This is a genomic window from Pseudomonas sp. DWP3-1-2 (assembly GCF_049896285.1).
In the GTDB taxonomy this organism is placed as follows: Bacteria; Pseudomonadota; Gammaproteobacteria; order Pseudomonadales; family Pseudomonadaceae; genus Aquipseudomonas.
In genome coordinates, this window is the sequence record NZ_JAFCTZ010000001.1 from 208324 (window position 1) to 222047 (window position 13724).

Below are 13724 nucleotides of genomic sequence, written 5' to 3' on the forward strand. Positions count from 1 at the left end.
CGTTCCGCAAAAATCTGCCCGGTCCCCACGGATGCAGGGGCCCTGACGCGCCCGGGTCAGCTTTAATGCCGACTGGAATGGTCTACGTCAGGTATTTGCGGAACCAGTCCAGGGTTCTGTCCCAGGCCAGCTTGGCAGCGGCTTCGTCATAGCGAGGCGTGGAGTCATTGTGAAAACCATGATTGGCGCCGGGGTAAATATAAGCCTGGTAATTCTTGTCGGCAGCTTTCAGGGCTTTTTCATAGGCGGGCCAGCCTTCGTTGATGCGGGTGTCCAGTTCGGCGTAATGCAATAACAGGGGGGCCTTGATCTTTAAGGCATCCACGGGGTTGGCCTGGCGACCATAGAACGGCACCGCCGCTCCGAGCTCGGGATAGGCAACCGCCGCCGCATTGGCAACGCCGCCTCCGTAGCAGAACCCGGTGATGCCGATTTTGCCCGTGGTGGATTCGTTGGCCATCAGCCATTCAATGGCAGCGAAAAAATCGTTCATGAGTTTTTCCGGGTCGACCTTGGCCTGCAACTCGCGGCCTTTCTCGTCGTTGCCGGGGTAACCGCCCACGGAAGTCAACCCATCGGGGGCAAGGGCGATAAACCCGGCCTTGGCCACCCGCCGTGCGACGTCCTCGATGTAAGGGTTCAGCCCCCGATTCTCATGGGCGACCACGACGCCCGGCACTTTGCCGCTGGCATTGGCCGGACGCACCAGATAGCCACGCACATGGCCGTGCCCCTTGGGCGAAGGGTAGATGATGTACTCGGCGACGATGTCAGGATCGGTGAATTCGACTTGTTGCGCCATGGCGTAATTGGGGCTCAAGGCCGTGAGCAGGGCACCTGCGGTCAGCCCCGCCAGTGTGAATGCCGCCGCGCGGTCGAGAAACTCCCGGCGGTTGATCTTGCCGTGGGCGTAGTAATCGTAAAGTTCGAGCAATTCGGGAGAAAAATCCTTCGCGGTAAGACGTTCCATCTGCTGTTCTCCTTGAGCGGGCGTCGCCTCATTAAAGCAATCTTTGCAGGATCGGCCAATCGGGGCCGGGGGGCTGGTCGTGGCTTTAGTTAGGGATTGCGCGAAGGCGAGGCTGACCACAGGCAGGTATGATGGGCGCATCCAGCCTTTCCGGAATTTCGAATGTTTCTCGTCACCCGCTATGAAACCCCGCCGCCAGAAGCCATTGCCAGTCAGATCATGCAAATGGTGGTCGATTATGTGACCGACATCAGCATGGTTGCCATCGCGCCCAGCAATCCGCTCTACAACCTGTACCAGTACGGCATCGGCTACGAAGTGCATCTGTATTTGCAGGCCATGGACGGTTCGCGGGGCATACCGGTCCAATTGATTGTCGCCACGGATGAACAGGACCCCGCAACCGTGATCGGGTTTTTGCTCTATTTGCCGGTGCAGGACGATCCCGAGGCCTGTGCAGTGGCCTATATGGCGGTTCAGGCCCGGCACCGCCGCCAAGGCGTCGCCCGCGCAATGCTGCAAAACATGCTCAGCCGCTATCCCCATGCCGAACTGGCGTGCTTTATCGCCAAGGTGCCTTACTTCGAAGCGCTGGGTTTTCAGGTCTTCGGCGCACGGGGCCCGCAGGTATTGATGAACACCCGCGACCATGGCACAGACGGGCTGTTGGCGGTGCTGGACGTCGCGCCCATCTACCGTTCCGTGGAAGTCCGGCAGATCCACACCTATCTGCTCCAGCAGCACGGCAAGCGGGCGATGGTGGATGCCGAAAAGCAGCGTGACCGACATCTGGACCAGATGACCCGTCAGGTGCGGGCATTCGTGCAGCAACGCCTTGGCGACGCGGCCTTGCAGAACCCGATGCCCGGACCGCGATTGGTCTAGCCGGTCATGGCGGTGACGTGGAGAGCGTCGGACAACATTTCGCCGGGCATTGTCTGCCTATACTCAAGGCTGCGTGGCGAAACTCCATCCGGGCGGGTAGGGCTCACACGCGCATAACCGTGCACGAGGGCGCGAACTTGAATGCCCGCTCCTTAATCACTGCCTTGACCATCACCTTGACGCTGCTGCTTGCGGGTTGCGCCAGCGCCCCGCGTGCGCCGCCCGCGCCCCCGATTGTGATTTCGCCGAACACCTGGGAACAAGTCGACCGAGAGATCATCGCCGCGTCCCGGGACGCCGCCAGTCAGGCTGGCCTCTATGCCCGGGGTTCCATGGACCACTGGCGATTGCGGGTCTACGAGCAGACCGAAGCGCAGTTCATTCCATGGTTCAGCAGTTACTGGACTCAGGAGTGGCTGGCCATGAAAGTCGGTTGGTACAGCATGAGCGCGGGGGATGATCAGGATGCGTCCGCGAACCGGTTGGCGGACTATCTTCAGGAGCAGTATCGCGGTCGCGTGCTGGCACCGGTTGCGGTGGAGATTGATCCGGACGCGATCATGCAGCAATCGACCCAGTTTTATGTCCAGCTTCTGGCTCAGCAGTTACAACGCACCGCTCAACGCCATGGCGTGCCGGTCGACCAGATGAATCGGCATCTCAACGGCGTGCCGGCCATTGCCCTGGGACCGCCACCGCCGCGCAACGCTTCGCTGTATCAGCTGATTCATACCGAGCCACTGACGGCTCTTCCGGCCTGGCTGGCGTTGCAGGACAAGATTCATACCGCCAGGGTCAAATCCTCCCAGGCGGCCATTGCGTCGGTGGCCAAACATACCAGTGACAAGCTCCAGGCTCAGTTCGCCAGCCGGGGCGCGGCGAGTGCCGCCGCTGCGGCAGCGGGGCGAGTAGCCGGTTTGTTCATTTCCATTGGCGTGGCGGGCTATCGTGCGGTTGCCCATGAAAACGACCGGCAGGAAATGGAGGACCAGTTGCGGCAAAGCCTGGGGCCCGCTTTCGATGGCGCCTGGCTGGGGCTCATGAAAAATCGGGACACCGGCGTCATGGCGGGGGTTTATTACCTGTCCGGGCAGATCGAAGCCAATCTGGCGGCACGGGGGATGCCATCGGCTATGTTGGAGTCATTGCCGTCTGTCAGGCACAACCCGCCACCCAATCTGAGGCCGTGATGATGCGAAAATTCTGGAAGCGCTATCTGGATTTGCTGGACGGGGATCTCAATACCAAGGTCTTTGATAACGTCAAGAATCTGGTGGTCTGCGCCTTGCTGTTCGCAGCGGGTACCAATGTCCTGCGTTCACAGCACGAAGTGTTCATGGGGTTGATGGGCGCGAGCATCACGGGGTGGACGTTGATCGGGATTTCCGCGTTGTTGATGCTGCTCAATATCAGTGATGGCCTGAATCGGTTGGCCAAGGTTCGTCATCATCGCGCGGTGCAGACGCTTTTCTGTGTGGTGTACCTGATACTGGCGTTTCGATTGGTGGAAATCGTGTGGGATTTTCGCGCCGAGTGATCGGTTTGTCGCCGATTCCACCGCGTTGTCCAGAAGTAAAAGCGCGTTTTACCATTCGTTCAATTGATAGTGATCATCAAATAATGCGAGTTCTGTTTTTCCGGCAAAGGAGGAGGATAGCGTCATACCCGATACACTTTTGAAGGAACCTGCGCGATGAGAATTTCAACCCTGCTGGCGCTTGTTGCCGTATTGACCGGCGGCGTTGCGTTCACAGCGTCTGCCTTCGCCGCTGACACTCGGGCCTGCCATTTGATGCCGTTGGCTGACAGCTCCACAAGCCTGCAACATTCGCAATCGGTGGGCGTGCTTTACAGCGAAAACACGGTCAGCAACCTGGCCTACCTTGAGCGCTACCACTCGGTGGCCCTGAGCGGTCAGAACAGCGGGCGGCTGGATGCGCGGATCAGCGATGCATTCGTCAACAGTTCCGATCCGACACTGGCAATCGCCTGGCTCAAGGCGTCGCTTCTCAGGGAGTTTGCCTCAGTCACCGTCTACGACAATCTTGATGCGCTGGTAGAGGCTAAGCCCGACGTGGTGGTGATGCTGGACACTTACAACCAACTGGTCACCCAGCGCAATACCCGGATTGAAGCGCGCTATGAGGCCAGATTCTATGATGCGAACCTGCAATACATCGGCAAGGCGCAAGGCTACGGCGCCAGGCAGATGCCCTCTGTCTGGGTTCAGGACAAAGCCGTTGCGGATATTGCCGCACAGGTTGACCAGCAACGGGTGTTGCAGGTGAATGCGCTTAAACAGTTCGATGCATCCCTCAAGGCGTTGATCACGTCCGGACAGGTGGCGAGCAACTGAACGGGGTCAACGTGAAAACCGCTTTGCACCCGCGACGCAGAGGATCACACCCACGCAAACCCCGAGCATGGCTACGCTGACTTGCTCGTGCAGCACCGTTGCCGCCAATACCAACCCGAAGAAAGGTTGCAGCAGTTGCAGTTGGCCTACGGCAGCAATCCCGCCCTGGGCCAGTCCGCGATACCAGAAGATGAAGCCAATCAGCATGCTGAACACCGACACGTAGGCCAGGCTGATCCAGGCTGGCGGCGTAATCCCCGAAAACGAAGGCGGGCTCATGAACCACGCCAGCGGTGCCATGACCGGCAGCGACAGCACCAAGGCCCAGGAAATCACCTGCCAGCCCCCCAGCGTTTTTGACAGTTTCGCGCCTTCGGCATAGCCCAGCCCGCAGGCCAGAATCGCCAGCAGCATCAGAACGTCCCCCATCGGAGACGCGCTGAGCCCCTGAGCCACGGCAAATCCCACCACCAGCGCGCTGCCCAGCAGGGAAAACAGCCAGAACACCGGCCGTGGCCGTTCGCCGCCGCGCAGCACCCCGAACAATGCCGTGGTCAGCGGCAACAGGCCAATGAATACAATGGAATGGGCCGAGGTGACGAACTGCAGCGCCAGCGCGGTCAGCAATGGAAACCCCACCACCACACCCAAAGCCACCACGGCCAGAGGCCCAAGCTGCCGGGCAGCGGGACGCCGTTGCTTCAAGAGCACGAGCATGGCAAGGGCCAGCAGGCCCGCGATGCTCGCCCGGGCCACCGTCAGGAAGACGGGGTCGAACTGCAGAACCGCCAGGCGGGTGGCAGGCAGGGAGCCGCTGAAGATCACAACGCCGATCAGGCCATTGAGCCATCCGCTGGCGGACTTTGCCGTCACGGGGTTTGCCAGGTTTGACGTCTGTACCATTGCGGTTCACTCGGCAGGGTTCATGTGAGGCAGCTTGCGAGCCGCCATCGTATGACTGATGATCATGACAATCAAAAAATCGTCATGGATACATTGGTTATGGCCCGGGCCCGCTATAAAACCCTCGTCGATGCGTTCGCTGCGCAGATTCGCTCCGGCACGTTGTCGCCGGGCACCCGGCTGCCCACGCACCGGGAACTGGCTGCACGCGAGGGGCTGGCATTGGTGACCGCCTCCAGGGTGTATGCGGAGCTTGAGGCCATGGGGTTGGTCAGCGGGGAATCCGGACGGGGTACGTTTGTCCGGGAAACGGCGTTGCCCCAAGGGCGCGGCATCGACCAGCAGGCAGTCGCCACCGGCGTACTGGACCTCAGCTTCAACTATCCCTCACTGCCCGGTCAGACCGAGTTGCTGCGCGGTGCCCTTCGGCAACTGGCAATTGCCGGGGACCTGGAAGCGCTGCTGCGCTATCAGCCCCATGCTGGCCGGTCACATGAGCGCGCCTGCGTGGCCCGCTATCTGGCCTGTCGCGGTTTGACGGTCGATGCGCAACAACTGCTGATGGTCAGCGGCGCTCAACACGGCCTGGCGATTACCTCGATGGCGCTGTTCCGGCCGGGTGATGTGATTGCCGTCGATGCGCTGACCTATCCAGGTTTCAAGGTGGTGGCGGACGCGCATCACCTGGAGCTGTTGTCTATCCCGTTGACGGACAAGGCACCTGATCTGGATGCACTCGAAACCCTGTGCGGCAACCGCCGGGTGAAGGCGGTCTATACGATGCCCACACTGCATAACCCAATGGGTTGGGTCATGGATCTGGCCTGGCGCGAGCATCTGGTGGGTATTGCCCGAAGGCACGATTTGGTGTTGATCGAGGATGCGGCCTACGCCTTCCTTGTAGAAAACCCGCCGCCGCCGTTGGCAACACTGGCGCCCGAAAGGACAGTCTACGTTTCCGGTTTCTCGAAAAACATTGCAGCCGGATTGCGTGTAGGCCTGGTTGTCGCGCCACTGCCTTGGATTGGACGGCTGGAAAGGGCTATCAGAGCAACGACCTGGAATACTCCGGGCATCATGACCGCGATGGTCTGCAACTGGATCGAAGAGGGCACTGTCATTGAGCTGGAGGCCCAAAAGCGTCAGGACGCGTTTTCCCGCCAGGCCATTGCCAGAGAAGTGCTGGCCGGGCTGCCGTATATCAGCCACCCGTTCTCTTATTTCCTCTGGTTGCCACTGCCACAAGAGGTGCGCGCTGATCAGGTCACCCTGGCGCTGCTGCGGTCCAACGTGGCGGTTTCAACCGCTGAGCCTTTTGTCACCGCAGGTGCGGCACCCCATGCCATTCGACTGGCGCTGGGGTCCGTCGAATGGCTGATGCTGGAGGGGGCGCTCAAGGAGGTTCGCCGTGTGATCAATCAGTACGCGTATTGATCACACGGCACTCAGAGGGTCTGGATAACGCTGCTATACCGGCGGCTGGTTAACCAGCAGATGACCAGCGCGATGATGGCCACGGCCCCGCCGACAAACCCCACCCAGGCAGCGCCCAGATGGTGGACCACCACGCTGCCCAGCAACGCGCCGCCGCCGATGCCGATGTTGTAGATGGCCGAGTGCAGCGCGGTGGCGACGTCGGTGGCGTCCGGTGCCAGACGAATCACCTGGGATTGCATCTGCACGCCGAAGCACAGCATCGCCAGCCCCCAGATAGCGAAGATCGTCACCAGGGCATAAAGGTTCAGGGATGCCCAGAACATCAACCCCAGGCACAGACACAGACAACCAATCGCGATGTGGGTCAGGGTAAAAGGAAAGCGTGTGTGCAAAACGCTGAAGAAGATCGACCCCAGCAAACCCGCCAGACCGAACAACAGCAGCAGCCAGGTGGTTGTGGACTGACTGAAGCCGCCTACCGACTGAACGAAGGCTTCAATGTAGGTGTAAGCCGTGAAATTGGCGGTCACCACCAGTGCTGTGATCACGTACAGCGACACCAGCGCGGGGCGCTTGAACAGTATCGGCAGGCTGGTGAGGCTGCCGCTGTTCTGGCTCGGCAACAGTGGCAGTTTTTTCGCTAGCAAGAACCAGATCAGGCACGCCACCAGGGCAATCGCCACAAACGTTGCCCGCCAGCCCATCCCTTCACCCAGCAAGCGGCCAATGGGTATGCCCAGCACCATGGCCAAAGATGAACCCATGGCCAGAATGCTCAGTGCACGGCTATGGTTGGCCGCTGGCGCAAGGCGCACGGCCAACGACGCCGTAATCGACCAGAACACCGAGTGCGCCAGTGCAATGCACACCCGACTGATCACCACGATGGTGAAACTGGGGGCCAGGCTGAGGATGATATGGCTGACGATCAACGTGCCGATGGCCACCTTGAGCAATAGCCGCCGTTCGATGTTGCGGGTCAGCAGCATCATCGGCAGCGACATCAGGGAAACGGTCCAGGCATAGACCGTCAGCATCGGCCCCACTTGCGCCGGGGTCATGCCGAAGCTGTCGGCAATGGCGCTCAACAATCCGACCGGTGCAAACTCGGTGGTGATGAAGATGAACGCGGCGACGGCCAGCGTGCAGACACTGATCCAGCTGGTGGGTTGCGCCTCGGCGGTTGTAGTCATGAATCCTCGCAAAAATAGAGACAGCGGGTGTTGTCAGACAAGCTCTTTTTTCATGTGCCGCTCGATCTGCTCCAGCGACTTGCCCTTGGTTTCCGGCAAGCAGAAGAACACGAATATCAATGAGCCCACGTTGATCACTGCAAAGGCAAAGAAGGTCGGATTACCCAGTGCTGCCAGTGCGATCGGAAAGGTGAACGCCACGGCGGCATTGAACAGCCATTGCATCGACACCGCGGTACCGGTCAGCAACCCGCGAACCTGCATCGGGAACAGTTCCGACATCAATAGCCAGTACACCGGCGCAATGCACATCTGCATGACCAACAGAAACAGCAGAATGCAGGCGAGGGCGGTGTAGCTCTGGGTCAGGTTCTGAGGCATGAACGTCAGCACGCAACCAAGGGCCACCTGAGTCACGACAACCATCACCAGGCCGGTCATCAGCAGGTGACGGCGACCGTAGCGCCCAATGGCCCAGATGCCCAGCAACGTCGCGATCACCGACACGATACCGTTGCCGATGGTGGCGGTCAGCGCCGCATTCGTCCCCATCCCGGTGTTTTTCAAAATGATCGGGGTGTAGTACATGAAGGCGTTGACCCCGGTGAACTGGGCAGTGAACCCCAAACCAATCCCGATCAGCAACAGTTTGATCACCCAGCCCTGGCGCAGCAGCTCGCCAATGGGTGGTCGCTGGCGTGCGTGCTCGTGCTGCTCCCTCATTTCCTCCACTTCACGCTGGGCATCCTCCGGGGTTTCGCGGAGTTTTTCCAGCACCTGTCGGGCTTCATCGAGTCGCCCTTTGGATGCCAGCCAATGAGGCGACGCAGGAACAAAGAAGGTGCCCACCAGCAGCAACACCCCGGGCACCATGGCGAAGGCCAGCATGTAGCGCCAGATATCCGGGATTTGCATCAGGGCTGCCAGCAGCGCGCTGAGCGTGTAGGCCAGCAACTGGCCGCTGACAATCATCAGTTCGTTGCGACTGACCAGCCGCCCGCGTCGTTTGGGACCGGCGATCTCCGCAATAAACACCGGAACCGTCGCGGAGCCACCGCCTACCGCGATACCCAGTAAAAATCGCGCGCCGACCATGAACGAAATCGACGGCGCGATGGCCGTGCATAAGGCACCTGTGATGAACAGCAACGACAAGAGCCGCAGCGTCAGGCGACGGCCGAAACGGTCAGAGATATAACCACTGGCCAGCGAACCGAAAGCGGCACCGATGATCAGCGAGGACGTGACCAGCCCTTCGGTGAAGGCATTAAGCCCAAGGCCGCCCTGATCGACGGGCAGCGTCATGAAGGGCAGGGCACCGGCGATGATGCCGGTGTCATAACCAAATGCAAGTGCGCCCATGGTGGCCACAAGGACGGAAATGAAGATCAACCGGTTTGAAGACGTGTGATGCCTCGCCTGTTCAAGGGGCGCTGCGCAAGGAGTACTTGAAGACATGAACTGCTAAATCCTGTGGTCGATCTGAAGGGAGGTCCAGAGGCAACGTTGAGACGAGACGACATGCGACCGACGGCATGCGTCTGATACCAATGCAGTGTCTGGCACGCTGAGGCTGGACCCTTGGCTTGGGAGGTTAGGGGGCCGTCGAGCTCACGAGTTCCCTGCAAAACGCCCGTGGCGCAGAAAAAGGAGAAACGTTTCAGCTTGGTGTCTGCGTGTGATCGAACGCCTCAGGCGCTGAGTTCCCCGCAGGCCACTCGATTTCTACCCAATCGCTTTGCTTGATAGAGCTGCTGGTCAGCGCGGTTGATCAGCGCCACAGGGCTGGCGTCCGCAGGCTGCGCCAGGCCGATACCTATGCTGACGGTAACGTGTCCGACCACGGCAAAGGAGGCCTCGGCAATGGTGGAGCAAATGGTCTGGGCAACGGTATGCGGGCTCTTGTCCCCTTCGATTTCAGGCAACAGCACGGCGAACTCTTCGCCGCCATACCGAGCGACAAAGTCAGTGGCGCGGGTGCTTTGTTGAATCAGTTGCGCCAGTTGTACCAGTACTTCGTCTCCGGTGGCGTGCCCATAAGTGTCGTTTATACGCTTGAAGTGATCGGCATCGATCAAGAGCAGGGCGAACGCGCGGCCCGTGCGCTTGAAGAGCAGGTTGCACTCGGACAGCTTTTCATCGAGCCGGCGGCGGTTGTAAACCCCCGTCAGGGCGTCGTGGGTAGCCAGTCGCAGCAGGTCCGCATTGGCCTGAGTGAGTGCGGCGGTACGTTGGGCAACGATGGTTTCCAGGGAAATATTGGCTTCTTGCAGTTCACGTTCCTTGCCCAGCAGTGACTCGGTCATGCTTTGCATGGATTGGCCCAGTTGCGCGATTTCTGCCACCGGATGATGCAAGGGAAAGGACACCCCCGATCTGTGGGCCTGTACACGCTTGGCTGATCGTGCCAGCTGTTCGATCGGCCGGCTCAGATTCAGTGCCAGATAGTAAGCCACTGCCGCAAAGAGGAGCGCAGCAAGCAGACCCAATCCCAGCAGCTTGTAGAGCAGGATGCGTGCAGGCGCCAGGGCTGTGTCCAACGGCTGCCGAACGACGATACGCCAGCTCAAACCTGAACCTGCGGGCGTCGGCACGGCGACGACGCTGCTCAAATATTTATGGTCCACTGACCAACCCTGCGCGCCGGACGTATTTTGCGTAGCGTCCGGCACGTCGGGTTGCAGCTGTCCTGCGAGCTGCTCGGGATAAAGTATTCGACCCTCCTGGTTGATGATCAGCACTTCCATCCCAAGGGGCATATCGGTATGCGAAACGGCGGATTGCACAATAGTTGTGACCCATGCCCACTGTGCATGAGCACCCAGAACGCCGATCACCTGACCGTCGGCATTGACGATCGGCGCCGCGAAATCGATGAAACGCAAGGGTTCGCCATTGCGATTGGCAGGCAGCATTTTCGCAAGCAGCACCGCTTCGTGAGGGTCGCCGGTATAGGGCGCAAGCAGTCCGGCCTGGAACCACGGACGCTGTTTGACTGACTGGCCCAGCAACAGGCCTTTGACCGCTTGGCGCACGCGGCCTTCAGCGTCGGCTACCCCCATCCAGGCGTATTCGGCGCGGGACTGACTGCGCAGCTCCATGGACGGCAATATATCCGGGTCGTCCAGATTTCCCCGGGTCAGATGGGGTTCTTGACTCAGCAGATAAATGTCCAGTTGTCGCTCACCCAACTGGATGCCCAACAGCGCAGCTGCCGATTTGGCGGTGCTCGATAATGCGCTGCCGCTTGCCTGCTTCACCTGCTCCGTTGCGATATGGCCCACATATACGCCGACGATCAGCAGGGTGAGCAGAGACAAGCCCGTAAACCAAAGGGTGAGGTGGCTACGGAGACTGGCTTTATGCATGGGCTGGACCTGACCGCTGGAGTGTCGCCATGGTATGCATATTGGATAGCTGACTGCTAGCAAAGACGTCGTATTCCGCACCCGATTGCAATGATTGAGGGGCCTGTCGGCATCCAGCAGTGCCCTTGAAAAATAAGGCACATTGCTGGCCCCCCAATGCTGTATCGCCCGTCAAAATGCCGCCTTTTTCAAACAGTCAGGTGTGAGTGAGATGCGGGTCTTGGTATGGATGGTGACGACGCTGGTTTTGGTCAATGTTTCGGTCGGGGTTCAGGCGAAAGAGCCGAGCATGAATGGGCAAGCCATATGCACCTGGGGTTCGGGTATTGCAGCAGGCGCCCAAGAGTCGAAGCTTGCCGGGGTCACGCTTTATGGGGCGCGCAAGAAGCTGCAAACCCGCAAGTTCCCACAACCGTGGATGCGCATGACGGCCATGGGGATCACGGAGCAGACCTACAAAAGCGCTTCACGCTTGAAGCCCGCTGACATCAAGCAAACCTATTACGAGCAATGCCTGCGCCATGCCTTGGCGCATAAACAGAAGTAACCCCTACCTGGATTTCACTGTCCTCGGGTACCCATGGCCTAAGCGCCTGTTCAGGGCTTAGCGTCAAGGGTCGAGCGCCATTAGCTTTCTCAAAACACAAAACCGTGTCCCAGCTCGCTCTCCATCCATTCAAGAAAACGTCTGACGCGGGGAAAGCCCGAGTGAGCCTTGGGGAATACCAGATGATGCGCCGCTACCGGCGCACTCAGCTCTTCCGGGGCGACTTCAACTAACGCTCCAGACTGCAGATACTTTTGTGCGAGCAATGAACTTTCCAGTGCAAACCCCAGCCCATGGCTGGCGGCTTCCAGGGTCATGTAGGAGCGGTCGAAGCTCAAGGCATAAGGTTTTTCAGGTCGCGCCAGGCCGTGCTGGGCGAACCACTCCGGCCATTTGAGCAGCGTGGCTTCCGAGAGGATCAGATCGCATTCCAGCAAGTCTGCTGCACTGTAAATCGCCCGCCGTGCCAATAACTTGGGTGAGGCCAGCACGGCAAAGGTTTCATTGCGCACGGTCCGGACTTCGTAGCTTGGCCAGTCAGGCAAGCCATGGCGGATGTCGACGTCGATTTTGTCCCGGCTGAAATGGAGTGATTCATAGGAGCACGACAAATTGATCTGGATGTCCGGATGGCTCATGCGGAACGCTTCAAGGCGTGGCATTAGCCATAACAAACCGAAACTGGGCGCAGAGTGGAGACGCAAACAATCGAGACTGACGTCGCTGGCCGCCCGCTCGGTGGCCATTGCAAGGCTGTGAAGCAGCCCGGACACGTCCCGGAGGTATTGCTCTCCCACCGGCGTCAGCGACACTCCACGGGCTGCACGCACAAACAACTGGCGGCCGATCATCGCTTCAAGTTTGGCGATTTGGTGGCTGACGGCCGACGGGGTGAGATCCAGCACTTCAGCGGCTCTGGCTACATTGCCGAAGCGGGCAGTCTGCTCGAAGGCCTGAATTGCTCTCAGCGCTGGCAGGGTGGAGGGTGCATTGGCGGTAGGGTTCATGTCGGGTGACTTCGCGTTCGTTCTTATGATTGGGGCGTTTGTCATTCAAGCATCTCGTGTCCAGGTTGACGAGAGCTGAATTTCTTTCAGCATCGAGTGACATTCGCGTTATTGCTCAGGGTCCGGCCGGGGCACAAGCTGAGTCATCGATACGTATCGAGTCGACTCAATAACGCTTTCCCAATAAAAATAATACAGAGGTACTCCCCATGCTTCTTCAAGGCAAAGTCGCCATCATCACCGGTGCTGCATCAGAACGCGGCATTGGCCGGGCAACCGCAGTCACCTTCGCTCAACAAGGCGCACATGTTGTGATCCTGGATCTCGATGAGTCCGCCGCGCGTGATGCCGCCGCTTCACTGGGCGAGGGGCATCTGGGCCTTGCGGCCAATGTCGCCGACGAGTCCCAGGTCCAGGCTGCCGTTGGCAAAGTTATCGAACACTTCGGCCGGATTGACGTGCTGGTCAATAACGCCGGCATCACTCAACCGATCAAGACCCTGGACATTCGCCCGGCGGATTACGACAAGGTGCTGGACGTCAGCCTGCGTGGCACCTTGTTGATGTCTCAGGCCGTGATTCCCACTATGCGCGCCCAAGCGTCAGGCAGCATTGTTTGCATGTCTTCAGTGTCCGCCCAGCGTGGCGGCGGTATTTTCGGCGGCCCGCATTACAGCGCTGCAAAGGCGGGTGTGCTTGGATTGGGCAAAGCCATGGCTCGGGAGTTTGGGCCCGACAACATTCGTGTCAACTCCATCGCGCCGGGTTTGATCCACACGGATATCACGGGCGGGCTGATGCAGGATGACCGCCGCCACGCCATTATTGACGGCATTCCCCTGGGTCGGCTGGGGGCGGCGCAAGACGTGGCCAATGCCGCATTGTTTCTCGCCAGTGACTTGTCGTCCTACCTCACTGGCATCACCCTGGATGTGAACGGGGGCATGTTGATTCACTGATAGAGACGTGGGCGGCTGCAAGCTGCCCGTGCTGTTCTGGATCGACGATACGTCGGGCGACGATAGCCTGGCGGTCTATAAAAACAAGAGATCAGACCA

At 59.6% G+C, this 13724-nt stretch carries 13 protein-coding genes; 7 read left to right on the forward strand and 6 right to left on the reverse strand.

The features are described from left to right. Positions 1-82: 82 nt before the first annotated feature. Complete coding sequence (gene yghX / locus ACP7B0_RS01005; protein WP_426139040.1) at positions 83-970, reverse strand: YghX family hydrolase; 888 nt, start codon at positions 968-970, stop codon at positions 83-85. Between the two features lie 162 nt (positions 971-1132). Between yghX and ACP7B0_RS01010 the strand changes: the two genes are divergently transcribed. The 4 genes from ACP7B0_RS01010 to ACP7B0_RS01025 all read left to right on the forward strand — a co-directional run bounded on the left by ACP7B0_RS01010 (position 1133) and on the right by ACP7B0_RS01025 (position 4211). Then, complete coding sequence (locus ACP7B0_RS01010) at positions 1133-1855, forward strand: GNAT family N-acetyltransferase (protein ID WP_426139041.1); 723 nt, start codon at positions 1133-1135, stop codon at positions 1853-1855. A 137-nt stretch (positions 1856-1992) separates the two neighbouring features. Then, entirely contained in the window at positions 1993-3045 is a 1053-nt protein-coding gene (locus ACP7B0_RS01015) for a hypothetical protein (RefSeq protein ID WP_426139042.1), read from the forward strand. Positions 3046-3047: 2 nt separating this feature from the next. Next, positions 3048-3392, forward strand: coding sequence for a hypothetical protein (locus ACP7B0_RS01020; protein ID WP_426140036.1), 345 nt, complete (start codon positions 3048-3050; stop codon positions 3390-3392). Positions 3393-3548: 156 nt separating this feature from the next. Further along, entirely contained in the window at positions 3549-4211 is a 663-nt protein-coding gene (locus ACP7B0_RS01025) for an ATPase (protein ID WP_426139043.1), read from the forward strand. Between the two features lie 6 nt (positions 4212-4217). Here ACP7B0_RS01025 and ACP7B0_RS01030 read toward each other — a convergent pair whose 3' ends face one another. Further along, positions 4218-5114 (reverse strand): DMT family transporter, encoded by an 897-nt coding sequence (locus ACP7B0_RS01030; RefSeq protein ID WP_426139044.1) that lies wholly within the window; start codon positions 5112-5114, stop codon positions 4218-4220. A 99-nt stretch (positions 5115-5213) separates the two neighbouring features. On the opposite strand from ACP7B0_RS01030, the gene ACP7B0_RS01035 reads away from it, so the two are divergent. Further along, complete coding sequence (locus tag ACP7B0_RS01035) at positions 5214-6548, forward strand: PLP-dependent aminotransferase family protein (protein WP_426140038.1); 1335 nt, start codon at positions 5214-5216, stop codon at positions 6546-6548. An 11-nt stretch (positions 6549-6559) separates the two neighbouring features. Here the strand turns inward: ACP7B0_RS01035 and ACP7B0_RS01040 are convergent, their stop codons facing one another. From ACP7B0_RS01040 to ACP7B0_RS01050, 3 genes are all read right to left on the reverse strand, one after another. Beyond that, a complete protein-coding gene (locus ACP7B0_RS01040; RefSeq protein ID WP_426139045.1) occupies positions 6560-7744 on the reverse strand; it encodes a sugar transporter in 1185 nt (394 codons plus the stop codon). A 33-nt stretch (positions 7745-7777) separates the two neighbouring features. After that, positions 7778-9202, reverse strand: coding sequence for a sugar porter family MFS transporter (locus tag ACP7B0_RS01045; RefSeq protein WP_426139047.1), 1425 nt, complete (start codon positions 9200-9202; stop codon positions 7778-7780). Between the two features lie 233 nt (positions 9203-9435). Then, on the reverse strand, positions 9436-11112 hold the full coding sequence (locus ACP7B0_RS01050) for a sensor domain-containing diguanylate cyclase (protein WP_426139049.1): 1677 nt from the start codon (positions 11110-11112) through the stop codon (positions 9436-9438). A 211-nt stretch (positions 11113-11323) separates the two neighbouring features. Between ACP7B0_RS01050 and ACP7B0_RS01055 the strand changes: the two genes are divergently transcribed. Beyond that, positions 11324-11659 (forward strand): hypothetical protein, encoded by a 336-nt coding sequence (locus ACP7B0_RS01055; RefSeq protein WP_426139050.1) that lies wholly within the window; start codon positions 11324-11326, stop codon positions 11657-11659. Positions 11660-11748: 89 nt separating this feature from the next. Here ACP7B0_RS01055 and ACP7B0_RS01060 read toward each other — a convergent pair whose 3' ends face one another. Further along, a complete protein-coding gene (locus ACP7B0_RS01060) occupies positions 11749-12666 on the reverse strand; it encodes a LysR substrate-binding domain-containing protein (protein ID WP_426139051.1) in 918 nt (305 codons plus the stop codon). Between the two features lie 209 nt (positions 12667-12875). Between ACP7B0_RS01060 and ACP7B0_RS01065 the strand changes: the two genes are divergently transcribed. After that, entirely contained in the window at positions 12876-13625 is a 750-nt protein-coding gene (locus ACP7B0_RS01065) for an SDR family NAD(P)-dependent oxidoreductase (protein WP_426139052.1), read from the forward strand. The last annotated feature ends 99 nt before the right edge of the window (positions 13626-13724 follow it).

Coding starts and splice junctions, on each gene's coding strand:
- ACP7B0_RS01060 (WP_426139051.1), bottom strand. CDS start 12,666: ATGAACCCTACCGCCAATGCACCCTCCACCCTGCCAGCGCTGAGAGCA.
- ACP7B0_RS01025 (WP_426139043.1), top strand. CDS start 3,549: ATGAGAATTTCAACCCTGCTGGCGCTTGTTGCCGTATTGACCGGCGGC.
- ACP7B0_RS01020 (WP_426140036.1), top strand. CDS start 3,048: ATGCGAAAATTCTGGAAGCGCTATCTGGATTTGCTGGACGGGGATCTC.
- ACP7B0_RS01055 (WP_426139050.1), top strand. CDS start 11,324: ATGCGGGTCTTGGTATGGATGGTGACGACGCTGGTTTTGGTCAATGTT.
- ACP7B0_RS01030 (WP_426139044.1), bottom strand. CDS start 5,114: ATGGTACAGACGTCAAACCTGGCAAACCCCGTGACGGCAAAGTCCGCC.
- ACP7B0_RS01040 (WP_426139045.1), bottom strand. CDS start 7,744: ATGACTACAACCGCCGAGGCGCAACCCACCAGCTGGATCAGTGTCTGC.
- ACP7B0_RS01010 (WP_426139041.1), top strand. CDS start 1,133: ATGTTTCTCGTCACCCGCTATGAAACCCCGCCGCCAGAAGCCATTGCC.
- ACP7B0_RS01045 (WP_426139047.1), bottom strand. CDS start 9,202: ATGTCTTCAAGTACTCCTTGCGCAGCGCCCCTTGAACAGGCGAGGCAT.
- ACP7B0_RS01035 (WP_426140038.1), top strand. CDS start 5,214: ATGGCCCGGGCCCGCTATAAAACCCTCGTCGATGCGTTCGCTGCGCAG.
- yghX (WP_426139040.1), bottom strand. CDS start 970: ATGGAACGTCTTACCGCGAAGGATTTTTCTCCCGAATTGCTCGAACTT.
- ACP7B0_RS01050 (WP_426139049.1), bottom strand. CDS start 11,112: ATGCATAAAGCCAGTCTCCGTAGCCACCTCACCCTTTGGTTTACGGGC.
- ACP7B0_RS01065 (WP_426139052.1), top strand. CDS start 12,876: ATGCTTCTTCAAGGCAAAGTCGCCATCATCACCGGTGCTGCATCAGAA.